The sequence below is a fragment of the Streptomyces sp. NPDC040410 genome, assembly GCF_055595715.1.
In genome coordinates this window covers 1-22871 of the sequence record NZ_JBVIVK010000012.1, presented here as the reverse complement: position 1 = coordinate 22871, position 22871 = coordinate 1, and the positions used below count along the sequence as shown (strand labels likewise).

Annotated in this window: 19 protein-coding genes; 9 read left to right on the top strand and 10 right to left on the bottom strand. The window is 70.8% G+C overall.

Annotation, left to right across the window (positions count from 1 at the left end; all coding sequences use genetic code 11):
* Positions 1 to 275 precede the first annotated feature (275 nt).
* The gene (locus ACZ562_RS23335; RefSeq protein WP_471182312.1) at positions 276 to 842 is read left to right on the top strand and encodes a DJ-1/PfpI family protein; all 567 of its coding nucleotides are present in this window, start codon (positions 276 to 278) and stop codon (positions 840 to 842) included.
* Positions 843 to 885: 43 nt separating this feature from the next.
* Here the strand turns inward: ACZ562_RS23335 and ACZ562_RS23330 are convergent, their stop codons facing one another.
* Entirely contained in the window at positions 886 to 1560 is a 675-nt protein-coding gene (locus ACZ562_RS23330; RefSeq protein WP_471182309.1) for an HAD family hydrolase, read from the bottom strand.
* Between the two features lie 76 nt (positions 1561 to 1636).
* Positions 1637 to 2152 carry a DUF6912 family protein gene (locus ACZ562_RS23325; RefSeq protein WP_471182307.1) on the bottom strand — a complete coding sequence of 172 codons (516 nt, stop codon included), beginning with the start codon at positions 2150 to 2152 and terminating at the stop codon, positions 1637 to 1639.
* 306 nt (positions 2153 to 2458) lie between these two features.
* On the opposite strand from ACZ562_RS23325, the gene ACZ562_RS23320 reads away from it, so the two are divergent.
* On the top strand, positions 2459 to 3115 hold the full coding sequence (locus tag ACZ562_RS23320) for an Rv3235 family protein (protein ID WP_471182304.1): 657 nt from the start codon (positions 2459 to 2461) through the stop codon (positions 3113 to 3115).
* Positions 3116 to 3239: 124 nt separating this feature from the next.
* Here ACZ562_RS23320 and secA read toward each other — a convergent pair whose 3' ends face one another.
* Positions 3240 to 6050 carry a preprotein translocase subunit SecA gene (gene secA / locus ACZ562_RS23315; RefSeq protein WP_471182301.1) on the bottom strand — a complete coding sequence of 937 codons (2811 nt, stop codon included), beginning with the start codon at positions 6048 to 6050 and terminating at the stop codon, positions 3240 to 3242.
* A 271-nt stretch (positions 6051 to 6321) separates the two neighbouring features.
* On the opposite strand from secA, the gene ACZ562_RS23310 reads away from it, so the two are divergent.
* Together ACZ562_RS23310 and ACZ562_RS23305 are read left to right on the top strand one after the other, a co-directional pair.
* The gene (locus ACZ562_RS23310) at positions 6322 to 6915 is read left to right on the top strand and encodes a GNAT family N-acetyltransferase (protein WP_471182299.1); all 594 of its coding nucleotides are present in this window, start codon (positions 6322 to 6324) and stop codon (positions 6913 to 6915) included.
* Positions 6916 to 6961: 46 nt separating this feature from the next.
* On the top strand, positions 6962 to 8161 hold the full coding sequence (locus ACZ562_RS23305; protein ID WP_471182296.1) for a winged helix-turn-helix domain-containing protein: 1200 nt from the start codon (positions 6962 to 6964) through the stop codon (positions 8159 to 8161).
* A gap of 3 nt (positions 8162 to 8164) precedes the next feature.
* Here the strand turns inward: ACZ562_RS23305 and ACZ562_RS23300 are convergent, their stop codons facing one another.
* The 7 genes from ACZ562_RS23300 to mtnA all read right to left on the bottom strand — a co-directional run bounded on the left by ACZ562_RS23300 (position 8165) and on the right by mtnA (position 16939).
* The gene (locus ACZ562_RS23300; protein ID WP_471182294.1) at positions 8165 to 8908 is read right to left on the bottom strand and encodes a response regulator; all 744 of its coding nucleotides are present in this window, start codon (positions 8906 to 8908) and stop codon (positions 8165 to 8167) included.
* 204 nt (positions 8909 to 9112) lie between these two features.
* A complete protein-coding gene (hpf, locus tag ACZ562_RS23295) occupies positions 9113 to 9805 on the bottom strand; it encodes a ribosome hibernation-promoting factor, HPF/YfiA family (RefSeq protein ID WP_471182292.1) in 693 nt (230 codons plus the stop codon).
* 312 nt (positions 9806 to 10117) lie between these two features.
* Entirely contained in the window at positions 10118 to 11104 is a 987-nt protein-coding gene (locus tag ACZ562_RS23290; RefSeq protein ID WP_471182289.1) for a ComF family protein, read from the bottom strand.
* A gap of 90 nt (positions 11105 to 11194) precedes the next feature.
* Positions 11195 to 13027 (bottom strand): LpqB family beta-propeller domain-containing protein, encoded by a 1833-nt coding sequence (locus ACZ562_RS23285; protein ID WP_471182287.1) that lies wholly within the window; start codon positions 13025 to 13027, stop codon positions 11195 to 11197.
* Positions 13017 to 15095, bottom strand: a complete 2079-nt coding sequence (gene mtrB, locus ACZ562_RS23280) for an MtrAB system histidine kinase MtrB (protein ID WP_471182284.1) — start codon at positions 15093 to 15095, stop codon at positions 13017 to 13019. Before mtrB ends, ACZ562_RS23285 begins: the two co-directional genes overlap by 11 nt.
* Position 15096: 1 nt before the next feature.
* Positions 15097 to 15786, bottom strand: coding sequence for a two-component system response regulator MtrA (mtrA, locus tag ACZ562_RS23275; RefSeq protein ID WP_187283109.1), 690 nt, complete (start codon positions 15784 to 15786; stop codon positions 15097 to 15099).
* Positions 15787 to 15790: 4 nt separating this feature from the next.
* Positions 15791 to 16939 carry an S-methyl-5-thioribose-1-phosphate isomerase gene (gene mtnA, locus ACZ562_RS23270; RefSeq protein WP_471182282.1) on the bottom strand — a complete coding sequence of 383 codons (1149 nt, stop codon included), beginning with the start codon at positions 16937 to 16939 and terminating at the stop codon, positions 15791 to 15793.
* Between the two features lie 140 nt (positions 16940 to 17079).
* Between mtnA and ACZ562_RS23265 the strand changes: the two genes are divergently transcribed.
* The 5 genes from ACZ562_RS23265 to ACZ562_RS23245 are packed head-to-tail and all read left to right on the top strand — an operon-like array spanning position 17080 to position 22750.
* Positions 17080 to 18459 carry a DUF7847 domain-containing protein gene (locus ACZ562_RS23265; RefSeq protein ID WP_471182279.1) on the top strand — a complete coding sequence of 460 codons (1380 nt, stop codon included), beginning with the start codon at positions 17080 to 17082 and terminating at the stop codon, positions 18457 to 18459.
* A gap of 4 nt (positions 18460 to 18463) precedes the next feature.
* The gene (locus ACZ562_RS23260; protein WP_471182277.1) at positions 18464 to 19258 is read left to right on the top strand and encodes a DUF4129 domain-containing protein; all 795 of its coding nucleotides are present in this window, start codon (positions 18464 to 18466) and stop codon (positions 19256 to 19258) included.
* Positions 19255 to 20451, top strand: coding sequence for a DUF4350 domain-containing protein (locus ACZ562_RS23255; RefSeq protein WP_471182275.1), 1197 nt, complete (start codon positions 19255 to 19257; stop codon positions 20449 to 20451). The genes ACZ562_RS23260 and ACZ562_RS23255 overlap by 4 nt, the downstream gene beginning before the upstream one ends.
* On the top strand, positions 20451 to 21440 hold the full coding sequence (locus ACZ562_RS23250; protein WP_471182855.1) for an AAA family ATPase: 990 nt from the start codon (positions 20451 to 20453) through the stop codon (positions 21438 to 21440). Before ACZ562_RS23255 ends, ACZ562_RS23250 begins: the two co-directional genes overlap by 1 nt.
* Positions 21440 to 22750: a DUF58 domain-containing protein gene (locus tag ACZ562_RS23245; RefSeq protein ID WP_471182273.1), complete on the top strand. Its 1311-nt coding sequence runs from the start codon at positions 21440 to 21442 to the stop codon at positions 22748 to 22750. The genes ACZ562_RS23250 and ACZ562_RS23245 overlap by 1 nt, the downstream gene beginning before the upstream one ends.
* The last annotated feature ends 121 nt before the right edge of the window (positions 22751 to 22871 follow it).

The following is a 22871-nucleotide window of genomic DNA, read 5'->3' as shown; positions in this document are numbered from 1 at the left end:
TGCTCACCGGGCGCAGGGCAGGGGCGACGGTGCCCCCGCGAGCTATCGCGCTGATCACGCCACCAAGGCTATCGCTCCTTACAGGGGGCCCGTCATGAGCCGTATGTGTACAAAACAAGGGGTAGAACTTTGACGTTCTGCACAGGGGCGGGGAGAGGCAAGGTGTCGTATTCACCTCAGGCACGGCCGCGCCCACCCCGCACGCTCCGGCCAATGCTGCCTCCGACACCGCGCGCCCCCTTGGCAAGCCCGCCCGCCGGAGGCACGTTGCCGGTATGACAGCAAAAATCCTCATCGTCACCGGCGACGCAGCAGAGTCGCTGGAAGTGCTCTACCCCTACCAGCGCCTTCGCGAGGAAGGCTACGAGGTCCACATCGCGGCCCCCACCCGCAAGAAGCTGCAGTTCGTCGTCCACGACTTCGAGCCCGGGTTCGACACCTACACCGAGAAACCCGGCTACACCTGGCCGGCCGACCTCGCCTTCTCCGAGGTGGAGCCCGGCCAGTACGCCGCCGTCGTCATCCCCGGCGGCCGAGCCCCCGAGTACCTCCGCAACGACCCCGAACTCCGCAAGATCCTCAAGTCCTTCTTCGACGCGGACAAGCCCATCGCCCAGATCTGCCACGGCCCGCTGCTCACCGCCGCGATCGACGGCCTGCGCGGCCGGCGCGTCACGGCCTACCCCGCGCTTGAACTGGACATGCAGGCCGCGGGCGCCACCTTCCAGGACGCGGAGGCGGTGGTCGACGGCACCCTGGTCTCCTCCCGCGCCTGGCCGGACCACTCCGGCTGGATGCGCGAGTTCCTGACGGTGCTGCGCGCGAAGGCGCCGGTGACCTGAGCCCACGCCCCACCGTGCGGCGCCCCTCGGGGCACCGCACGGGTCAGGCTGCCAGCCGCTCCGCCTCCGCGACCGCCTCCGCCAGCGTGTCCACCACCGGCACCCCCGCTTCCTCCAGGCTGGCCCGGCCGTGCGAACCGCCGGTGTACAGCACGGCCCGGGCCCCGACGTGCCGCGCGGCCAGCGCGTCGTCGGCGGCGTCCCCGATCACCACCGTACGAGCGGGGTCCACACCGGCCCCGTCGGCCAGCGCCGCGAGGTGCCGCACCATGTGCTCGGCCTTGCTGCCGCCGGAGGGGCCGGTCCGCCCGTCGACGCGTATGAAGTGCGCCTCGATCCCGAACCCCCGCACCAGCGGGACGAGTTCGTCGTGGACGTACATGCTGAGCAGGGACTGGCTGCGACCGGCCGACTGCCACCCCGCGAGCAGTTCCATGGCTCCCTCGGCGAGGCCGCACCTGATCCGGTGCTGGGCGTAGTACCGGTGGAAGGTCTCGTCCATGACCTCCCACTCGACGTCGGTCGGCAGCCGCCCCAGCAGCCGCTCGTAGAACTTCGGCACCGGCACGCAGTACAGCGCCCGGTACCGCTCCAGAGTGATCGGCTCGAGTCCCAGCTCGGCGAACGCCGCGTTCGTCGCCCCGATGATGGCGTCATTGTCGTGGAACAGCGTCCCGTTCCAGTCCCAGACGATGTGCGCGTCTGTCTGCTTCCCCATGACAAAAACGTACCCGCCGCCACTGACAATCAAGAGACTCGCAGGTCACAGGGCTGTGGAGCGGGCCCTGGCCCTGCTACTCCCCCCGCCCCACCAGGTTCGGGATCTCCTGCGTCGCGAACCACAGCAACTCGTGGTCCTCGGCCCCGTCCACCACGGACTGCGCGTCGTCGTCGCCCGCGTCCGCCGCCGCCAGGGCCTCGGCCGCGGCGGTCACATCCGCCTCCGCGTCATCCGAGTCGACGTGCACCGAGGCGGCCTTGGCCAGCGCGACGGCCACGGCGACCCGTACCTCGCCGAGCGCCGCGGGATCGAGCCCCCGGTCGGGGTCGGCGGTCGCCGCACGGTCGGGTACGTCGACGGCGACCACGACCCGCCGCCGTCCCGCCCCGGGGTCCGCCGCCAGGAGCCGCAGCGAGGCCAGGGCGGCCCGGCTCAGCGCCGCGTACTCCAGTTCCTCGATGTCGTCGGAGAGGTACCACTCCCGCAGCGCCGGCGTGACGGCGTAGGCGACGAGCGGCCCGGCCCCCAGCTCTCCCGTCTTGTACGCCTCGGCGAGACCGGGGAGGGTCAGGGGGACGTAGACGCGCATGGCTGTCCGCTTTCGTCGTGGGTGTCGTCGTCGGTTCCGGAGGGCCTTCAGGATACGTGCGGGAGTCCCCCATCGAGTCCCTCTCCAGGTCCCTGGAAGCGTCAACCCCAAGCCGGGAACTCACCCGGTGCACCCCTTTGATCACAGGCTTCGACACCCTCTCGACCACTCGGATAAGTGAACATTTCGGCGGCCCGTATCCGGGTCCCGCCGCCTTGCGCCGGAGGTCACACGCCCCGTACAAGGTCTCCGACCACGAAGTTACTGCCCGGTAAATCCCGGGCGGCACAGCGAGCGGGGACATCCATGAACAAGGTCATGACCAGGGCGAGGCACCACTCCGGCACCCGCCCGCCGAGCCGCCGCGACCCTCGTCGTCCGGGCGGCACCCCACCCCGCGCACCCGGCGGCGGCACGGCCCGTACGACGGCCGCGGGCGGCCGGCCCCCGGGCTCACCGGGCGTCGGCGGACCCCGCACCCGCAGGAGGCCGGGCGACAGCCGGCCGCAGACGGCCACGGGGATCGGCGCTGCCACCCCCGCTCCCCAAGCCGCCGCAGGGGCTCGCGAAGCCCTGGAAGCCCTGACAGTGCCCGCTCAGAGCCCGCGCAGGCCGTTCTCGCAGCCCCGCCCCACCGATGTCTTCGCGGACCGCCTGCTCGCCGTCCTGAGCGGTCAGCGCCCCGTCCACTGGATGCTGCGGCACACGGCAGGCCGCGCCTACGACGAACTGGCCCGCCTCGCCGAACGCGGCCCCCTGCGCACCCGCGGCACCCGCCCCGTCGTCCGCGACATCGGCTATTACGTCCCCCGCAGCGGCGCCATCGAGGCCTTCGCGCGCATCGGCGCCGGCGACCAGTTGCGTGCCCTGGCCTTCCGCCTGGAACAGGGCCGGGACCTGCGCTGGCGCTGCACGGCGGTGGAGATGGGCGGCCCGCGCTCCCCGCGCACGGACGACGACTGACTCCACCGACGCCGAAGGGCCGGGTCACCCTGGGGTGACCCGGCCCTTCAGGCCGCTGTTGCGCCGCAGACACCGCAGCCGCTACGGCGCGAGGCACCGTCACGCTACGGCGCGGTAGGCACCGTCACTTCTTGCGGCGCCGCCCGCCACGGGACTGCTTGCGCCGCTCCGCACGCGTGAGGCCGTCCGCCTCCGAGCGCACGGGCTCTTCGTCGTCGGCGAAGTCGCCCTCGACGATGCCGCCCTCGCCGTCCACGGTCGGCGCGGAGAAGTGCAGGTCCCGCCGCTGCGGGGCGTCGAGCCCCTTGGCGCGGATCTCGGGACGCGCCCCGGCCTGCGCGGGCACCGTGTCCTGCTTGTCGAGCGACGGCACGGTGTCCTCGACCGGGACCTCCTCGACCTGCTGCTCGACCTGGACCTCCAGGTTGAACAGATAGCCGACGGACTCCTCCTTGATGCCCTCCATCATCGCGGTGAACATGTCGAAGCCCTCGCGCTGGTACTCGACCAGCGGGTCCTTCTGCGCCATCGCGCGCAGGCCGATGCCCTCCTGGAGGTAGTCCATCTCGTAGAGGTGCTCGCGCCACTTGCGGTCGAGGACCGACAGCACGACCCGGCGCTCCAGCTCACGCATGATCTCGGAACCGAGCTGCGTCTCACGCTGCTCGTACTGCTCGTGGATGTCGTCCTTGATGGACTCGGAGATGTACTCGGCGGTCAGGCCGGCCCGGTCGCCGGCCGCCTCCTCCAGCTCCTCGATCGTGACCTTCACCGGGTAGAGCTGCTTGAAGGCGCCCCACAGCCGGTCGAGGTCCCAGTCCTCGGGGAAGCCCTCGGCGGTCTCGGCACCGACGTACGCGTCGATCGTGTCGTCCATGAAGTGCTGGATCTGCTCCTGCAGGTCCTCGCCTTCCAGAACGCGGCGCCGCTCGCCGTAGATGACCTCACGCTGACGGTTGAGGACCTCGTCGTACTTGAGGACGTTCTTGCGGGTCTCGAAGTTCTGCTGCTCGACCTGCGACTGCGCGGACGCGATCGCGCGCGTGACCATCTTGTTCTCGATCGGCACGTCGTCCGGGACGTTCGCCATCGACATCACACGCTCGACCATCTGGGCTTTGAACAGGCGCATGAGGTCGTCGCCCAGCGAGAGGTAGAACCGGGACTCGCCCGGGTCGCCCTGACGACCGGAACGACCGCGCAGCTGGTTGTCGATACGGCGCGACTCGTGCCGCTCGGTGCCCAGCACGTACAGCCCGCCGAGCTCCTTGACCTCCTCGAACTCCGCCTTGACCGCACGCTCCGCCTTCTCCAGCGCGGCGGGCAGGGCGTGCGCCCACTCCTCGATGTGCTCCTCGGGGTCGAGGCCGCGCTGACGCAGCTCCGCCTCGGCGAGGTCGTCGGGGTTGCCGCCGAGCTTGATGTCCGTACCACGGCCGGCCATGTTCGTGGCCACGGTCACGGCGCCCCTGCGGCCGGCCTGGGCGACGATCGTCGCCTCACGGTCGTGCTGCTTGGCGTTCAGCACCTCGTGCTGGATACCGCGCTTGCTCAGCTGCTGCGAGAGGTACTCGGACTTCTCGACCGAGGTCGTACCGACGAGGATCGGCTGGCCCTTCTCGTGCTTCTCGGCGATGTCGTCGACGACCGCCTCGAACTTGGCCACCTCGGTGCGGTAGATCAGGTCCGACTGGTCCTTGCGGATCATCGGCTTGTTGGTCGGGATCGGGACCACGCCGAGCTTGTAGATCTGGTGGAACTCGGCGGCCTCGGTCATCGCCGTACCGGTCATGCCGGAGAGCTTGCCGTAGAGGCGGAAGAAGTTCTGCAGGGTGATCGTGGCGAGCGTCTGGTTCTCGTCCTTGATGTCCACCCCTTCCTTCGCCTCGATCGCCTGGTGCATGCCCTCGTTGTAGCGGCGGCCGGCGAGGATACGGCCGGTGTGCTCGTCGACGATCATGACCTCGCCGTCGATGACGACGTAGTCCTTGTCGTTCTTGAAGAGCTCCTTGGCCTTGATGGCGTTGTTCAGGTAGCCCACCAGAGGCGTGTTCACCGACTCGTAGAGGTTGTCGATGCCCAGCCAGTCCTCGACCTTGCTGACGCCGGACTCGTGGATGGCGACCGTGCGCTTCTTCTCGTCGACGTCGTAGTCGCCGGTCTCCTCGATGCCCTTGAGGGGGTTGCCGGCCTCGCCCTTCTTCAGACGCGTGACCAGCTTGGCGAAGTCGCCGTACCACTTGGTGGCCTGGTCGGCCGGACCGGAGATGATCAGCGGCGTACGGGCCTCGTCGACGAGGATGGAGTCGACCTCGTCGACGATGGCGAAGTTGTGGCCGCGCTGGACGAGTTCGTCCTTGGACCACGCCATGTTGTCGCGCAGGTAGTCGAAGCCGAACTCGTTGTTCGTGCCGTACGTGATGTCGCACTGGTACTGCTCGCGGCGCTGGGCCGGCGTCATGTTGGCCAGGATGCAGCCGACGGACAGACCCAGGAACCTGTGGACGCGCCCCATCATCTCGGAGTCGCGCTCGGCCAGGTAGTCGTTGACCGTGATCAGGTGAACGCCGTCTCCGGAGAGGGCGTTCAGATACGCGGGCAGGGTGCCCACCAGGGTCTTGCCCTCACCGGTCTTCATCTCGGCGACATAGCCGAGGTGGAGGGCCGCGCCCCCCATCATCTGCACGTCGTAGTGGCGCTGGCCGAGGACGCGCTTGGCGGCCTCGCGCACGGTGGCGAACGCCTCGGGCAGCAGGTCGTCCAGGCTCTCACCATCGGCGTACCGCTGCTTGTACTCATCGGTGAGGGCCCGCAGCTCGGCGTCGGAGAGGTCGAGGAAGTCCTCTTCGATGGAGTTGACCTGGTCCGCGATGCGGTGCAGCTTGCGCAGGATCTTGCCTTCGCCTGCACGCATGATCTTCGAGAGGACGGACACGGGGGTTGGTCTCCTTGCCGGTCGGGCCTGGGACGGTCGGTTTCCATTTGGCTTACTGAGCAACGGCCATCGTATGCGAGGACCCCGGCACGCCGGGAGGCCTGCCGGGCACGGCGCCCGCCCATCACTTCAAATCTGTTTCAAAGGGGACAACGGCCGGGTCCCGAAGATGGTGCCGCGTTCCGCCGACCAATCGCGCGAAATGTGATCGCGCCCTCACACACGGTGAATGAGATGGCGTTTCCGACGGGCATCCGCGCAGAATCGGCCGATGGAACCCGTCACGCTCACGACCGACCGCCTGGTCCTGCGCACGGTCGGTCCCGACGACACCGACGCCGTGTACGCCGCCGCCCAGGACCCCGGCATCCAGCGCTGGATCGCCCAGTTCCCGTCGCCGTATCTGTACGAGCACGCCCAGTCCTTCACGGGGCAGACGGCACCCGACGGCTGGGCGAACGACTCCATGTTCACCTTCGGCGTCTTCCTGCCCGAGGGCGCCCTCGCCGGCATGCTCGGCATCACGATGCGCTCCCTGGGCGCGGGCGAAATCGGCTACTGGGCCACTGAGGAACACCGCGGCAACGGCTACATCACCGAGGCCGCGGTCGCCGCCTCCCGGTGGGCCTTCACCCGTCTCGGCGTCGACCGCCTCGAATGGCGCGCGGAGGTGGGCAACAAGGCCTCTCGCGCGGTGGCGGAACGCGCAGGCTTCACCGTCGAGGGCACCCTGCGCTCCGGGGTCAACAACAGGGGCGTGCGACGGGACTGCTGGGTGGGTTCCCTGCTGCCGTCGGACCTGGCCCTGCCCTCGGCGGCACCCTATTTGCCCGCCCCCGCACCGTCCGGCCCTTCCGGCCTCTGAGCGCAGCTCACCCCCACTGTCAGTGCCACCGCCTATCGTGCAGACCATGACGACCCCGCGCCCCGCCACCACCCTCTCGGCAGCCGAAGCCCGCCGCATCGCCCTCCGGGCACAAGGCTTCCTCGGCGCCCCCGACCGCCGTGCGGGCGTCCGTGGCGTCCTCCGCCACCTCGGCGCGGTCCAGCTCGACACGATCTCGGTCCTCGCCCGCTCCCACGAACTCATCCCGTACGCCCGCCTGGGCGCCGTGGGCCGAAGGACGGTCGAGGCCGCCTATTGGAGCGACGGAACCACCGGTGCGCCCGCGGCAGAGCCGCACGCCTTCGAGTACTGGTCGCACGCCGCCTGCATCCTCCCCATCGAGGAATGGCCCCACTTCGCCTTCCGCCGCCGCGCCTACCGCAGCCGCCCGCACTGGCACCACGATCTGCCGGACGGCGCCTACGACCAGGTCATCAAGCAGCTCCGCGCCGAAGGGCCCCTCACGGCAACCGAGTTGGGCGGCGCGAAGCGCACCAGCGAGTGGTGGGACTGGTCCGGTGCGAAGGTCGCCGTGGAGCGCGCCCTGATGTACGGCGAGGTGGTGTGCGTCGAGCGCCGCGGCTGGAAGCGCGTGTACGACCTCGCCGAGCGCGCCGTCCCGCAGTCCCTGCTGCACGACGATCTCGACGACACCGAGTGCCTGCGCCGCCTGGTCCGCCTGGCGGGCCAGTCCCTGGGCGTCGGCACGCGCGCGGACATAGCCGACTACCACCGCCTCAAGGGCGAACAGTTCGACGCGGTGATCGCCGACTCGGGCCTGGTCCCGGTCACGGTCGAGGGCTGGGACAAGCCCGCCTGGGCCGACCCCGCGGCCCTGGAGGCGCCCCCGCGCGGCCGCCACCGCACCACGCTCCTGTCCCCCTTCGACTCCCTGGTCTGGGAGCGGGCCCGCACGGAGCGAATCTTCGGCTTCACGCACCGCCTGGAGGCCTACGTCCCCAAACCGAAGCGGGTGTACGGCTACTTCGCGATGCCGGTGCTGGCCGGCGGTCGCCTGGTCGGCCGGGTGGACCCCGCCCGCGAGGGGCGCACCCTGGTGGGCAGGCAGGTCACCCTGGACGGCCCGAAGGCGGTCCAGGCGGTGGCCCAGGCCCTGGTGGAGGCGGCGAGTTGGGTGGACTGCACGAACGTACGCGTGGAACGGGTGGACTCCCCCGAACTGCGCGAGCCCCTGGCGCATGAGCTCAGCCGCATACTCGGCTGAGCGTCACCGGATCTCGAGGATCTTCTCCCGCATCGCGTACACAACCGCTTCCATCCTGGAGTGCAGCTGCAGTTTCTCCAGGATGTTGCGGACGTGGTTCTTCACCGTGTTCTCGGAGATGAACAACTCCTTGGCGATGTCCCGGTTGTTCATCCCGGTGGCCACGAGCTTGAGAACCTCCAGCTCACGGTCCGTCAGCCGCGGCGCGGGCACCAGACGGCGCTCGTCCGTGCGCTGGATCATCGACTTGAACTCGGTGAGCAGCTTCGACGCCATGGACGGACTGATCTGCGACTGTCCGTCCGCCACCGCACGAATGGCGGTGGCGACCTCGTCCGTCGAGATCTCCTTGAGGAGGTATCCGGTCGCGCCCGCCTTGATCGCGTCGTAGAGATCAGCCTCTTCGTCGCTGATCGTCAGCATGATGATCTTGGCGCTGGGTGCGACTTCCTTGATGGAGGTGCACGCCTCGATCCCGCCCCGCTTGGGCATCCGCACGTCCATCAGCACGATGTCCGGCAGCAGGTCGGCGGCCTTGTCGACGGCCTCCGCGCCGTCGCCCGCCTCCCCGACCACCTGGATGTCCTCCTCGGCCGCGAGCACGATCTCCAGGCCCCGGCGGAAGAGCGCGTGGTCGTCCACGACAAGGACACGGATCGGCTCCTTGCGTGAAGAGCCCTCGTCCGGGCCCAGGCCGTCGACGCCGTCGGCGTCCCCGTCCTGCATCGGTCCGAAGCTGTCCGCCATCGTTCCTCCCCCTGAGGCTGTGGCCTGTGGTCCTGTGCCATCGCCAACCCAAGGCAACGGCCCACCGGTTGGGCCGGTGCGGCCATGATTCCATGCCTGGACGGCACTGAGGTGACAGCACAGGGCGCGAAGTGGTCGCACACCGGTGCCCCTGGGGGCGCACACACGCTCCAGGGGCACCTTCTCAACTGTCAGCCGGGGGGCTCAGCCGCCCAGCGTGCCCCCCGCCGCGGGAGCCTGGCCTTGGGCGACCATCGGGTCCGTGCTGAGGTGGATGACGCCGTAGTCGTAGGCGTGTCGCCGGTAGACGACACTCGGTTCCTTCGTCTCCGAGTCGACGAACAGGTAGAAGTCGTGTCCGACCAGCTCCATCTCGTAGAGGGCCTGGTCGAGAGTCATCGGGGAGGCGACATGGGTCTTCTCGCGAACGACGAGGGGGCCTTCGCCCTTCACCTCGAGCGAACCGATCTTCCTGGTGGGCACGCCGTCCGGCTCTTCGTCGTGGACGGTGGGCCCGTTGCCGTTGAGCGTGGCCGCGCCCGGAACGTGGTCGGGGACCTCGGCCGCAGTGAGCCTGCGTGCGCCTCGGCGTGAGAAACGCTTGTCGTGCTGCTTGCGCAGCCGGGCATCCAGCTTTTCCGCCGCCAGATCGAGTGCCGCGTACGGATCGCTGGCCGCTGCCTCCGCCCGGATCACCGGACCACGGGAGCGGAGCGTGATCTCCACTCGGTCACAGCGGTCGGCCTGTCGGGGGTTGGGCTCCTTGGACACCTCGACGTCGAGGCTGATCACCTTGGCGTCGAGCCTCTGGATCTTCTCCAGCTTCAGCTTCTCGGCCACGTGCTTGCGGAACCGCTCGGGCACCTCGGTCTTGCGGCCCTTGACGACGATGTCCACGCAGAACTCCGTTCCCGGATCGCTCCGCTCGAGTCGCGGAGCATCTCCCTTTTGCACCAGGCTCCGGTCAGCTCCGGAACCTCGGACTCGGTGACTCCCACCTCCTCCCCCGCGGGCAAGATCTCCACTCCACCGATGCGGGTGATTGTGAAAAAACCCGCGGCACGGCATTAGGTACGAGAGGGGTGGCCTGCGCCTTTCTCTCACAACCGAACATATCTCGCCCGGACGGATGTCGTCACCCTCTACTGCGGCGTACCTCCGTTCAGGCGAATTGACCCGCTCATTACCTGCAACGATGCAAGTTCGCAGTCAGTTCCGATTCATTTCGAAGGAATCCGGTGCAGCTGCGACCACGGCCGCGCAGATCGCGTCGCGGGCACGGCCGACGCCCGCCATTCCAGGCCTGCCGGACGCCCAGCCCGGATCCTCCTGAGTCGATCCCCTCGATCCTCTCGATCCTCTCGATCCCCCGATCGGTTCCCTCCGTTGCACGCGTCGCGTCCGTCGCGTCCGTCGCGTCGGTTGCATCCATTCTTCTCTGCTTTCCCGAGTTGCCGCCGCGTACACGGGCGGTTCCGAGCCGACGTGTGCCGCCTGCTCCGCCCTCGCCGCCCGCACGGCACGAGCCGCCTCCGCCAGGGACGCGCCGGTCGTCATCAGGTCGTCGACGAGCACCACCGGACCGCCGAAGAGCAGCCTGGCTCCGCCGGGGGCCACCGCCAGCGCGCCCGCGAGATTCTCCAGCCGCTGCCGGGAGTTGAGTCCCGACTGGTCGGCCACGGCCCGCCTGTGCCGCAGCACCGCGACCACCCGGGCCGGCGTCCCGTTCCGCCGCAACTCCGCGGCCGCCGCAAGCGCGATCCGCCGCGCCGGATCATGCCCCCGCGCCCGGACCACCCCACGCGAGGACGGCACAGGAACGAGCAGCAGAGCTCCACCACCGGCCGCCACGCAAGCCTCCGGCGGCCCCGTCGGCAGGCCTCGGCAGGCGCTCGCCCCAGCGTCCCGCACCCCTACCCGCACGGCCCCCGCCAGAGCCGCCCCGAGGGGCGCCGCGAGCGCCAGCGCACCCCGCTCCTTGTGCGCGAGCAGCACCGCCCGCACCGCGTCCGTGTACCGGGCGGCCGCGTGCACGACCGGCAGTCCCGGCGGCTCCGGCACCGGTCGCACCCGGCTCGGTGCAGCCCCGCTCAGTTCGTCACGGCATTCCGGGCAAAGCACCGTCCGAGGCCTCCCGCAGCCTCCGCACTGGGCCGGCAGCACCAGGTCGGTGAGGTCCTGCCACCACCCCCGCATGTCCACCACTGTGCCAAGGCCCGCAGGGACCGGCCACCCCTGTGGACAACTCCCTGTGGACAACGCACCCGCGGTCGCCCGCCGGGCGGCTCACCCCGGATAGACCGGCGCCGTCCCCTTCGTGGCCACCTGCTGCCACTGCGCCCCGGACGGCAGCCGGACGATCCCGTCCTCCGAGTACGCCACCAGCGGCACCTCGTCGCCCTCGGACGCGGCGATCTCGTTCCCCCCGGTCAAAGCCGCGGGCGCGGGCGAATCCGGCGTGGAGCCGTCGACCTGGACGTACCGCAGCTGTTCCACGCCACCCGGCTCGCGCCCTACCACGACGAGCCGGCTGTCACCGGCCCACGACACGGCCGTGACCTCGTCCAACTCCGGCGTCGCGGAACGCAGTTCCTGGACCCAGACGGTCTGCCGCCCCCCGGCCTTCTGCTCCCGTTCGATCCGTCCGACGAGCAGGGCCCCCTTGCCGTCCTTCTCCACGACGAGCGCGATCCGCACCCCGTCGGCGGCCACCCGGACGGCCTTGATGCGTCCGTCGAGGCCGGGAGTCCTCACCTCCAGCGGCTCGCCCTTGCCCTGCTCCAGCAGGAGCAGCCGCGGGTCGCGAGGGTCCCGGTCGGCCACCCACAGGTCACCCGCCGTGTCCCAGCTGGGCGCCGTGAGCCGGTCGTTCTCCGTCTTGCCCCGGCTGACCAGCACGGGTTCGCCGAGCGAACTGCCCGACACCATCGACCCGACGTACAGCGCCTTGCCGTCGATGCCCACACCCGCAGCGGTCTGCTCGTTGCGTGACACAGCCGCCGAGCGCAGCGCCTTGGCACCCTCGCCCAGCGGCCCGGGGGCGGGGTCGGGCCGCGTGCCGTTGCTCGCGGCAGCAATCCGTACGAGGCGATGCTCGCCGTCGAGGAAGTACAGGTACTGGGGGCGCTTCGCCGAACCGCGCGCGGCGACGGCGTCGGCCCGGTCCTGGGTGAGCGAGCACAGCTGTGTCCCGCCCGCCCGCAGGTCCACCTCGTCCACTGCGGGAGTGACGTTCCGCAGGGTGAACAGGAGCTGGGCCGCCATCTCACTGCACTGGACCGAACCGACCCTGGCGGCCTTGTCGTTCAACGGCACGGTGAGCCGGTTCTGGTCGTCGGGCGTCAGCGAGCTGACACCCTTCTGCAGCGCCGTACCGGTGGGGAAGCTGGACCTGGCCACCTGCCCGAGCCAGCTCGTGGGCCCGTTGAGCGTGGAGCGCACCATCTGCGTCATGGGGTCCACCATCCGGCGGACGTACACCGGATCTGCGACCGCCACCGGTTCCGAGTCGGTCCCGGAAGCCGTGTTCGAGGCGAAGTAGTACTTGTCGACGGACGTGTAGTTGCGCTGGAAGTCCGACTTGCCCATGACGACCCCCTGCGGCAGCGAGTCGATGCGCCACTGCTGGGTCTTCTTGTCCCGCGTGAGGTGCAACGACTGGCTGTAGAGCCCGTCGGCGGGCGAGTACGACTGCTGCCCGTCCACCGTGGCGACCCTGGTGCCGGTCAGCGCGTACGCGAAGTCGTCGGCGTCCTCCCGCCCGCCGGACCGCGTGGCCTCGGTGTCCGGCCCGTCCTCGAGCACCGTGGTGGACCACTCAGGGCGCCACTTCTCGGCCGCACCGGCGGTCAGATACTTGCGTGCCGTCTCATAGTGCGGATCGTCGCTGGTCAGTGCCTCCAGGAAGCCCTGCACGATCTCCGGGGGCTGGGCGTCGTCCGCGGGCGGCACCGCGAAGACCCGCACGCGCGTGTCCTGGCGCGGTGTGGACTCGACGCCGCGCAGATCGCCGCTGTCGGGCATCGAGGCACATCCCGCCAGCAGTACGGCTCCGCAGGCCGCGTACGTTGCCGCGCGCACCGGTCTGCGCCGGGCGCCCCCCTCGCGGTCAGCGCCCACGAGATGCCTCCCCCTGCTTGTTCATGTCCACCGGCCCTGCGTCCGCACGGTCCGGGGTCTCGTCCTGCGGCGCGTCCGGGTTGTCGTCCTCGCGTCGCGTGCCCGACGTGGGCCGGGGCACGACCCGCGCGCCATTGCCGGGCAGGGCCGTCGGGTCGGCCGTGGGCGCCACTGCGGACGACCGCGGCGCGATCGGGTCCCTCGGCGGCAGCGGCGGCACCAGGCCGCCGGTCGGCTGCACCGGCACGGTTGCGGCCTTCTCCCCGCCCCCACGGGGCAGACCGGCGTCGTCGAGGCCACGATTACGCCGCGAGTCCTTGGGCTCCAGCGGTATCGGCGAGCCCCTCAGCGGCTCGTCCGCGGTCCGCGGCAGCGTCAGCCGGAACTGCGAACCGCCGCCCGGCTCACCCCAGGCCTGCAGCCAGCCGCCGTGCAGCCGCGCGTCCTCCAGGGCGATGGACAGCCCAAGGCCCGTACCACCGGTGGTACGCGCGCGTGCCGGGTCGGCCCGCCAGAAGCGGCTGAAGACGCGGGTCGCCTCGCCGGGCTTGAGCCCGACCCCGTAGTCGCGCACCGCGACCGCGACCGCCCCGCCCGCCGCGGCGAGCTTGACGACGACGTCCTTGCCCTCGCCGTGCTCCACGGCGTTGACGACGAGATTGCGCAGCACCCGCTCGACCCGCCGGGCGTCGGCCTCGGCAACCACGGGCTGCTGGTCGCCGACCACGCGTATGTGCGTGCCCTTGCGCTCGGCGAGCGGCTCGGCGCCGCTCACGACCCGCCGTACGACCTCCCTCAGGTCGATCGGCTCGGCCTCCAGCGCCGCCGCACCCGCGTCGAAGCGGCTGATCTCCAGCAGATCCGCGAGCAGCGACTCGAACCGGTCCAGCTGGTCGGCGAGCAGCTCCGCCGACCGCGCGGTCACCGGATCGAAGTCCTCCCGTGCCTCGTGGATGACGTCCGCGGCCATCCGCACGGTGGTCAGCGGGGTCCGCAGCTCGTGCGACACGTCCGACACGAACCGCCGCTGCATCCTTGACAGGTCCTCCAGCTGCTGGATCTTCAGCTGGAGGCTCTGCGCCATCTTGTTGAAGGCCTCGCCGAGCCGCGCGATGTCGTCCTCACCGGTGACCTTCATGCGTTCCTGCAGACGCCCCGCGGACAACCGCTCGGCGATCCCTGCCGCCATCCGCACCGGGGTGACGACCTGCCGCACCACGAGCCAGGCGATCGCCCCGAGAAGCACGACGACGAAAAGGCCCGCCGTCGCCAGCGTCCCCTTGACCAGGCTCAGCGACTTCTCTTCCTGAGTGAGCGGGAAGAGGTAGTAGAGCTGGTACGGGTCGCCGTTCGGGTCGTTGACCTGCTTGCCTACGACCAGGGCCGGCTGGGACTCCTCGTGGGCGTCGGCGTTGTAGATGATCCGCGTGTAGCTCTGAGCCGCCGCCGGGCTCCTGTCGACCCGCGCGCGCAGGTCCTCGGGCACGCTTGCGGTGGGGTTGACGCGGCCTGAGGCGCGTGGTCCGCGCCCGCCGCCGCTGTCGTCGCCCACGGGCAGGGTCACCACGTCAAAGGCGCCCTGACCGCCGCTGGAGAGGGACGCCACGAGGCTGCTCATCCACTCGATGACGTTCTGCGCGGGCCGGCCGTCCACCGTGGAACCGTCGTCACCGGTCCCGCTCGCCGCCTCGTCGGCCTTCTGCTTGGCCACCGCGAACCCTCCGGTCGCCTGGCTCTGCGAGGCCTTCACCTTGGCGTCCAGCAGCCCGTTGCGCACCTGCCCGATGACGACGAAACCGAGCAGCAGAACAACGCCCAGCGACATCAGCAGCGTCGTGACGACGACCTTGAGCTGGATGTTGCGCCGCCACAACCGCATGACGGGCAGCAGCGGGCGTCGCACCCAGCGCATGAACAGGCGGAGGACCGGACTGCCCTGGACTCCGCCCTGCAGCAGCCCGCCCTCGAAGAAACGTCCCCAACGGGAGCGTGCCGTCTTCCGGCCGACAGGCCGCCCCGCTTGACCCCCGGTCCGCCCGGGCGACGAAGAGGCACTGTCTCCGGACATGTCAGCTGGGTCCTGCCTTGTATCCCACCCCACGGACGGTCACCACGATCTCCGGCCGCTCCGGGTCCTTCTCGACCTTGGAGCGCAGCCGCTGCACATGCACGTTGACGAGACGGGTGTCCGCAGCGTGCCGGTAGCCCCACACCTGCTCCAGCAGGACCTCGCGCGTGAACACCTGCCACGGCTTGCGTGCCAGCGCGACCAGCAGGTCGAACTCCAGCGGCGTCAGCGCGATGGACTGCCCGTCCCGCTTCACGGAGTGGCCGGCCACGTCGATCACGAGATCACCGATGGCAAGCTGCTCCGGCGCCGGCTCCTCCGACCTCCGCAGCCGCGCCCGGATGCGGGCCACGAGCTCCTTCGGCTTGAACGGCTTCACGATGTAGTCGTCGGCGCCCGACTCCAGGCCCACGACGACATCGACAGTGTCGCTCTTGGCCGTGAGCATCACGATCGGCACACCCGACTCCGCCCTGATCAGGCGGCACACCTCGATGCCGTCCCGGCCGGGCAGCATCAGGTCGAGCAGTACGAGATCGGGCTTGGCCTCACGGAAGGCTGCCAGCGCCTTGTCGCCGTCGGCTACGAAAGACGGCTCAAAACCTTCACCACGCAGCACAATGCCGAGCATCTCGGCCAGTGCGGTGTCGTCGTCGACGACAAGGACTCGTCCCTTCATAAACGACATCATCCCATTAGCTAATCGTTACCTGGCGTGACCTGGCACACAGCTCGGCCAGAGCCTCAGCTGTCACGGGCGAAACGGCGCCCTCCTCGGTGACGATCGCCGTCACCAGCTCGGGCGGCGTCACATCGAACGCCGGGTTGTACGCCTGGGTCCCCAAGGGTGCCACCGGAATCCCGCCTCCCGCTTCCGCTCCCGCCACCGGCACCTGGGGTGCTGTGATCTCGGTCACCTCATGACCGGGGCGCTGCTCGACCTCGACGGACGCCCCGTCCGGCGTCTCCAAATCCACCGTCGTCACCGGCGCCACCACGATGAACGGCACATGGTGATACCGCGCGAGCACCGCGAGCGGATAGCTCCCCACCTTGTTCGCCACCGAACCGTCGGCCGCGATGCGGTCCGCCCCGATCAATACCGCATCCACCTCCCCCGCGGCGAACAGCGAGCCCGCCGCGCTGTCGGTGAGCAAGGTGTAAGCCATCCCGCTGCGCGCCGCCTCGTAAGCCGTCAGGCGAGCACCTTGCAGCAACGGACGCGTTTCGTCCACCCACAGCCGCCGCAGCCGCCCGGCCCGGTGCGCGGCGAGCGCCACCGCGAACGCCGTGCCCTCGCCGCCCGACACCAGCGACCCGGTGTTGCAGTGCGTGAGAATCCGGTGCCCACCGCCGGGCAGCAACTCGTCCAGCAGCGCCAGTCCGTGCTCTGCCATCCGGGCGCTGGCCTCGGCGTCCTCCTGGTGCAGCGCCCGCGCCGCACGCAACGCCGCCTCGGCGGCCCGAGCGGCGTCACCGCTCTTGGCGAGCTCGGCCAGGTACGCGGACCGGGCCCTGCGCACACCGACGGCGAGGTTCACCGCGGTGGGCCGGGCCCCCGCCAGCGCGGTCGCGGCATCGTCCACGTCGAAGCCGCGAACGGCGGCGAGCGCGACACCGTACGCCCCCGCGATGCCCAGCAGCGGTGCGCCGCGCACGGCGAGCGAACGGATCGCCTCCACCAGCGCGGGTGCGTCCGTGCAGACCAACTCGACCTCCTCGGCCGGCAGCCTCGTCTGGTCGAGAAGAACCAGTACGGGGCCTTCGGGTGGCTCGTCCCAGCGGATCGCCGGGATCTCGGTCGGCCGGTTGTTCTCGCCGCTTTGCGCAAACTGATCAGCCATGCCGTCAGTCTGCCCCGTATCCGGCGGACAATTGAAGGTGTGCAGCCCATACCGCGGCCGGTCTCCCGGAGACCACCCCATGGCACGATGGCTGCGAACCTGCCGCCGCGACCGCGGACGGGCACCGTGAAGGAGCGACGATGAAAGACACTCCGGGCTGGGCCTCGCCCGGATCCGCCCCGTCCGACGGGCAGGAACGCGGCGCGTCCCGCCCTGCCGAGCCCACCGGTCAGCCCGGCGCGGCGCAGCCCGCGGACCAGCCCGGACAGAACCCGCAGGACCCCCACTCGCAGGGCCCCGGCTCGCAGTGGTCCAAGGAGCAGCCGCCCCCCGGCCAGTGGTCCGCCCCCGCCGGCCCCACAGGCCCAGGCCGGCCGGCCCCGCCACCCCCACCGCCCGGCCCCGGCTGGGGCGCCCAGCCCCCTTCCGGCCCCGGCGGCGGCTACGAGCGCTACGGCCCGCCTGCCGGCCCCGGCCCGTACGGCGGCTACGGAGCCCCCGGCCCGTACGTCGCCTGGGGAGCAGGCTGGGGCGGGCCCCCGCCCGCCGCCAAGCCCGGCGTCATCCCGCTGCGCCCCCTCGGCGTCGGCGAGATCCTCGACGGCGCCGTCTCCACGATGCGCACCTACTGGCGCACGGTGCTGGGCATCTCGCTGACAGTCGCGGTCCTCACGGAGATCGTCGTCATCCTCGTCCAGGGCTTCGTCCTGAACGACGCCACCAGCGCCGAGGCCCTCGACGACCCGAGTGCCACCCTCAGCGAGCTGACCCGCGCCATGGGCGACGCCATGCTCGGCTCCGGTGTCGTGTTCCTGATCTCCCTGATCGGCACGATCACGGCGACCGCCCTGCTCACGACCGTCACCAGCCGTGCGGTGCTCGGCAAGTCCGTGACCATCGGCGAGGCCTGGCGCGACGCCCGCCCTCAGATGCTGAAACTGTTCGGCCTGATCTTCCTCCTGCTGCTGATCACCTCCGGCGTGGTCCTGGGGGGGGCTCTGCCCGGCATCCTCGTGGCCGTCGCGGGCGACTCGGAGGCAGGCGCCGCGCTCGCCATCCTGGGCAGCCTCGGCGCCGGTGTCGTCGCCCTGTGGCTGATGGTCCGCTTCTCCCTCGCCTCGCCGGCGCTGATGCTGGAGAAGCAGGGCATCGTGAAGTCGATGAGCCGCTCCGCGAAGCTGGTTCGCGGCTCCTGGTGGCGGATCTTCGGCATCCAGCTGCTCGCCGTGATCATCGCGAACATCGTCGCGATGATCATCGTCATCCCGTTCTCCCTCCTCGCCGCCGCACTGAACGGCGGCTTCACCGTCTTCCTCAACGGCGGCGGAGACCTCGGGTGGTCGTTCCTCATCGTCAGCGGGATCGGATCGGTGATCGGCTCCATGATCACGTTCCCGATCACGGCAGGCGTCACTGTGCTCCTCTACATCGACCAGCGCATCCGCCGCGAGGCCCTCGACCTCGACCTGGCCCGCGCGGCCGGCGTCCAGGGCTACGGCACCGCCACGCCGGGGAGCTGATGCCGTGAGTCTCTCGGGGGGAGTTCTCACAACGACACCGGCGGCCCTGCCGCGCGCCGCCGACACAGCGGTACGTGCCTTGCTGCGCGCCGGCGACACATCCGTACTGTCGCTGGCGCGCTCGGGCGACGAACCGCCGGTCACCATCCCGCGTGATCCCGCCCGGGAGGCGGCTCGGCGTGAGCTGTCCAAGCGCATGTACCACGAGAACGATCCCAGCCTCTTCCAGCGCGCCCTGGACACCTTCTGGGACTGGGTCGACAAGCTGTTCGACAGCGCCTCGGCCGCGACTCCCGGAGGCACAGTGGGCCTCGTCGTCGTCATCCTGGCCGTCCTGGCGGTCCTGGGCGCCCTCTGGTGGCGCCTCGGCACCCCGCACCGCCAACCCGCCTCCGCGGCCCCCATGTTCGACGACCGCCCCCGCAGCGCCGCCGAACACCGAGCGGCCGCCGAGGCGCACGCCGCCCAGGGCCACTGGAACCAGGCCCTCCAGGAACGCATGCGCGCCATCGTCCGCTCCCTGGAGGAACGCGCCCTCCTCGACGTCCGCCCAGGCCGCACCGCCGACGAGGCCGCCGCCGAAGCGGGCCGCGCCCTCCCCGCGCGAGCGGACCGGCTGCGCACCGCCGCCCGGGAGTTCGACGACGTGACGTACGGCGGCCGGACGGCGACCGAGCAGTCGTACCACCGCATCGCCGAACTCGACCGCGACCTGGAACGCACCAGGCCGGCACTAGCGAGCAGCAGCGACAGCAGCCACAGCGCGGCCCCCAACGCCCGCCATGGAGCCGCCGGATGACCACCGAGGCCACGCTTCCGTCCACCTCGGCCTCGCCCACCGCGCGCCAGGTGTGGTCCCGCGCGCGAGGCGTCCTGCTCGCCGTCGTCCTGCTCCTGGCGGGGGCGGTCGCGATCGCCACGATCCGCTCCGACGCCCGACACGGCAGCCTCGACCCGCGCTCCGCCGACCCCTACGGCAGCCGCGCCGTCGCCGAACTCCTCGCCGACCGAGGCGTTTCCACACGCGTGGTGACCACCCTGGACGGGGCGCGAGCGGCGGCCGGCCCCGACACCACTCTCCTCGTCGCCGTACCCGACCTGTTGACGCACCGTCAACAGAACCATCTGCGCGGGGCAACCGCCGGCTCCGGAGGCCGTACCGTCCTCGTCGCCCCGGGCAGCTGGTCCGTCGAACGGCTCGCCCCCGGCATCGCCGCGGACCCCGCCACCAGCGTCGACTCGACGCTCTCCCCCGACTGCGCCCTGCCCGCCGCGCAGCGCGCGGGCCCGGCAGACACGGGCGGCATCCGCTACAACACGACTCACCCCGACGCCGACGAGTGCTACCCCAGCGAGCACCTGGCCACCCTGGTGCGCGTCCCGGACGCGTCCGGGGACGGCGACACCGTCGTGTTCGGCGCGCCCGACATCCTCTACAACGACCACCTCGACGAGCAGGGCAACGCCTCGCTCGCCCTCCAACTCCTCGGCTCCCGCCCCCATCTGGTCTGGTACCTCCCCTCGCTGTCCGAAGCCACGGCCGCCGACCCCGGCGAAGAGCGCGGCCTTTTCGACCTGCTCCCCTCGGGCTGGCTGTGGGGCACACTGCAGCTCTTCATCGCGGCAGGCCTGGCCGCCCTGTGGCGGGCACGCCGGCTCGGCCCCCTCGTACCCGAAAAACTCCCCGTGGCGATCCGAGCCTCCGAAGCCGTCGAAGGCCGCGCCCGCCTCTACCGCAAGGCCAACGCCCGCGAGCGCGCTGCCGCCGCTCTTCGCTCCACCACCCGCACCCGCCTCGCCCCCCTCGTAGGCATCCCCGTCCCCCAGGCCCATGCGCCCGAGGCCCTGCTCCCCGCGCTGTCCGCACACCTCCACGGTGACGGACAGAGGCTGCAGTCCCTCCTCTTCGGCCCGCCGCCCGGCGACGACGCGGCCCTCATCTCACTCGCCGACCAACTCGACGCCCTCGAAAGAGAGGTACGCCGTCCATGATGGACCCGACCACTGACAACGCCGGGTACACCGGGGACGCGGGCACCGCCCGCGCCTCCCTGGAGGCCCTGCGCGCCGAGATCGCCAAAGCCGTGGTCGGCCAGGACCCCGCCGTCACCGGTCTCGTCGTCGCCCTCCTCTGCCGCGGACACGTTCTCCTCGAAGGAGTCCCTGGAGTCGCCAAGACGTTGCTCGTCCGCACGCTCGCCTCGGCGCTCGAACTCGACACCAAGCGCGTCCAGTTCACCCCGGACCTGATGCCCAGCGACGTGACCGGCTCCCTCGTCTACGACACCCGCACCGCCGAGTTCTCCTTCCAGCCCGGCCCGGTCTTCACCAACCTCCTCCTCGCCGACGAAATCAATCGCACGCCTCCGAAGACGCAGTCGTCCCTCCTGGAAGCCATGGAGGAACGCCAGGTCACGGTCGACGGCACCCCGCGCCCGCTCCCGGACCCCTTCCTGGTGGCCGCGACGCAGAACCCGGTCGAGTACGAGGGCACGTACCCCCTCCCCGAAGCCCAACTGGACCGTTTCCTGCTCAAGCTCACCGTCCCGCTGCCTTCCCGCCAGGACGAGATCGACGTCCTCACCCGCCACGCCGAGGGCTTCAACCCGCGCGATCTGCGCGCCGCCGGCGTGCGCCCCGTAGCGGGCCCGGCCGACCTGGAAGCCGCGCGCGCCGCCGTCGGAAAGACAGCCGTCTCCCCGGAGATCACGGCGTACGTCGTCGACATCTGCAGGGCCACCCGCGAGTCGCCGTCCCTCACCCTCGGCGTGTCACCCCGAGGCGCCACGGCCCTCCTCGCCACATCCCGTGCCTGGGCCTGGCTGACGGGCCGCGACTACGTCATCCCCGACGACGTCAAGGCCCTGGCCCTCCCCACCCTCCGCCACCGCGTACAACTCCGCCCGGAGGCTGAGATGGAAGGCGTGACGGCCGACTCCGTCATCAACGCGATCCTCGCCCACGTCCCTGTCCCCCGCTGATGGCACTCACCGGACGCGCCGCGCTCCTCGCGGCCCTAGGCTCCCTCCCTGTCGGTATCTGGGACCCGAGCTGGACGGGCATCCTTGCCGTCAACGCACCCCTCGCCGTGGCCTGCGCCTGCGACTTCGCCCTGGCAGCACCCGTACGACGTCTGGGCCTGAGCCGCTCGGGCGACACCTCCGTACGCCTCGGCGACACCGCCGACGTCACCCTGACGGTCACCAATCCGTCCCGCCGCCCGCTCAAGGCGCAGTTGCGCGATGCCTGGCCGCCGAGCAGCTGGCAGCCGGGCGCCGAAGTGTCGGCCTCGCGCCACCGCCTCACGGTTCCCGCCGGCGAACGCCGACGCGTCACGACCCGCCTGCGCCCCACCCGCCGCGGCGACCGCCAGGCCGACCGTGTGACGATCCGCTCGTACGGCCCCCTCGGCCTCTTCACCCGCCAGGGCGCCCACCAGGTCCCCTGGACGGTACGTGTCCTGCCCCCTTTCACCAGCCGCAAGCATCTCCCGTCGAGACTCGCCCGCCTGCGCGAACTCGACGGCCGCACCACCGTCCTCACCCGCGGCGAGGGCACGGAATTCGACAGCCTTCGCGAATACGTCCCCGGCGACGACACCCGCTCCATCGACTGGCGCGCCACAGCCCGCCAGTCGGTGGTTGCCGTACGCACCTGGCGTCCCGAACGCGACCGCCACATCCTCGTAGTCCTCGACACCGGCCGCACCTCTGCGGGCCGAGTGGGCGACGCCCCGCGCCTCGACGCCTCCCTGGACGCCGCGCTGCTCCTGGCCGCGCTGGCATCCCGCGCCGGCGACCGCGTGGACCTGCTCGCCTACGACCGCCGAGTCCGCGCGCTCGTCCAGGGACGTACAGCACGCGATGTCCTCCCGTCCCTGGTGAGCGCGATGGCCACGCTCGAACCCGAGCTCGTCGAAACCGACGCTCGAGGCCTCACGGCAACGGCACTACGAACGGCCCCCCGACGCTCCCTGATCGTCCTGCTCACCAGCCTCGACGCGGCTCCTGTGGAGGAAGGCCTGCTGCCCGTCCTCCCCCAGCTCACCCAGCGGCACACGCTGCTGCTCGCCTCTGTGGCAGACCCCTACATCTCCCGCATGGCGACGTCCCGCGGAAACACGGAGGCGGTGTACGAAGCCGCTGCCGCCGCGCAGGCCCAGAGCGAACGCCATCGCACAGCGGAGCAACTCCGCCGCCACGGAGTCACAGTCGTCGACGCAACGCCGGATGAGCTGGCGCCCGCACTGGCTGACGCGTATCTGGCACTGAAGACGGCTGGGCGTTTGTGATGGAAATGGGGCACGGAGGACCCCGAAACGCAGAAAACCCCCGCACCTTTTCGGTGCGGGGGTTTCCCGTAATAATTGTTCGGCGGTGTCCTACTCTCCCACAGGGTCCCCCCTGCAGTAC

Coding starts and splice junctions, on each gene's coding strand:
- ACZ562_RS23325 (WP_471182307.1), bottom strand. CDS start 2,152: ATGCGCGTCTACGTCCCCCTGACCCTCCCCGGTCTCGCCGAGGCGTAC.
- mtrA (WP_187283109.1), bottom strand. CDS start 15,786: ATGATGTCGTTTATGAAGGGACGAGTCCTTGTCGTCGACGACGACACC.
- ACZ562_RS23300 (WP_471182294.1), bottom strand. CDS start 8,908: ATGGCGGACAGCTTCGGACCGATGCAGGACGGGGACGCCGACGGCGTC.
- ACZ562_RS23290 (WP_471182289.1), bottom strand. CDS start 11,104: ATGCGGGGGTGGTGGCAGGACCTCACCGACCTGGTGCTGCCGGCCCAG.
- ACZ562_RS23305 (WP_471182296.1), top strand. CDS start 6,962: ATGACGACCCCGCGCCCCGCCACCACCCTCTCGGCAGCCGAAGCCCGC.
- ACZ562_RS23265 (WP_471182279.1), top strand. CDS start 17,080: ATGAAAGACACTCCGGGCTGGGCCTCGCCCGGATCCGCCCCGTCCGAC.
- mtrB (WP_471182284.1), bottom strand. CDS start 15,095: ATGTCCGGAGACAGTGCCTCTTCGTCGCCCGGGCGGACCGGGGGTCAA.
- ACZ562_RS23255 (WP_471182275.1), top strand. CDS start 19,255: ATGACCACCGAGGCCACGCTTCCGTCCACCTCGGCCTCGCCCACCGCG.
- ACZ562_RS23320 (WP_471182304.1), top strand. CDS start 2,459: ATGAACAAGGTCATGACCAGGGCGAGGCACCACTCCGGCACCCGCCCG.
- ACZ562_RS23250 (WP_471182855.1), top strand. CDS start 20,451: ATGGACCCGACCACTGACAACGCCGGGTACACCGGGGACGCGGGCACC.
- ACZ562_RS23245 (WP_471182273.1), top strand. CDS start 21,440: ATGGCACTCACCGGACGCGCCGCGCTCCTCGCGGCCCTAGGCTCCCTC.
- ACZ562_RS23310 (WP_471182299.1), top strand. CDS start 6,322: ATGGAACCCGTCACGCTCACGACCGACCGCCTGGTCCTGCGCACGGTC.
- ACZ562_RS23335 (WP_471182312.1), top strand. CDS start 276: ATGACAGCAAAAATCCTCATCGTCACCGGCGACGCAGCAGAGTCGCTG.
- mtnA (WP_471182282.1), bottom strand. CDS start 16,939: ATGGCTGATCAGTTTGCGCAAAGCGGCGAGAACAACCGGCCGACCGAG.
- ACZ562_RS23330 (WP_471182309.1), bottom strand. CDS start 1,560: ATGGGGAAGCAGACAGACGCGCACATCGTCTGGGACTGGAACGGGACG.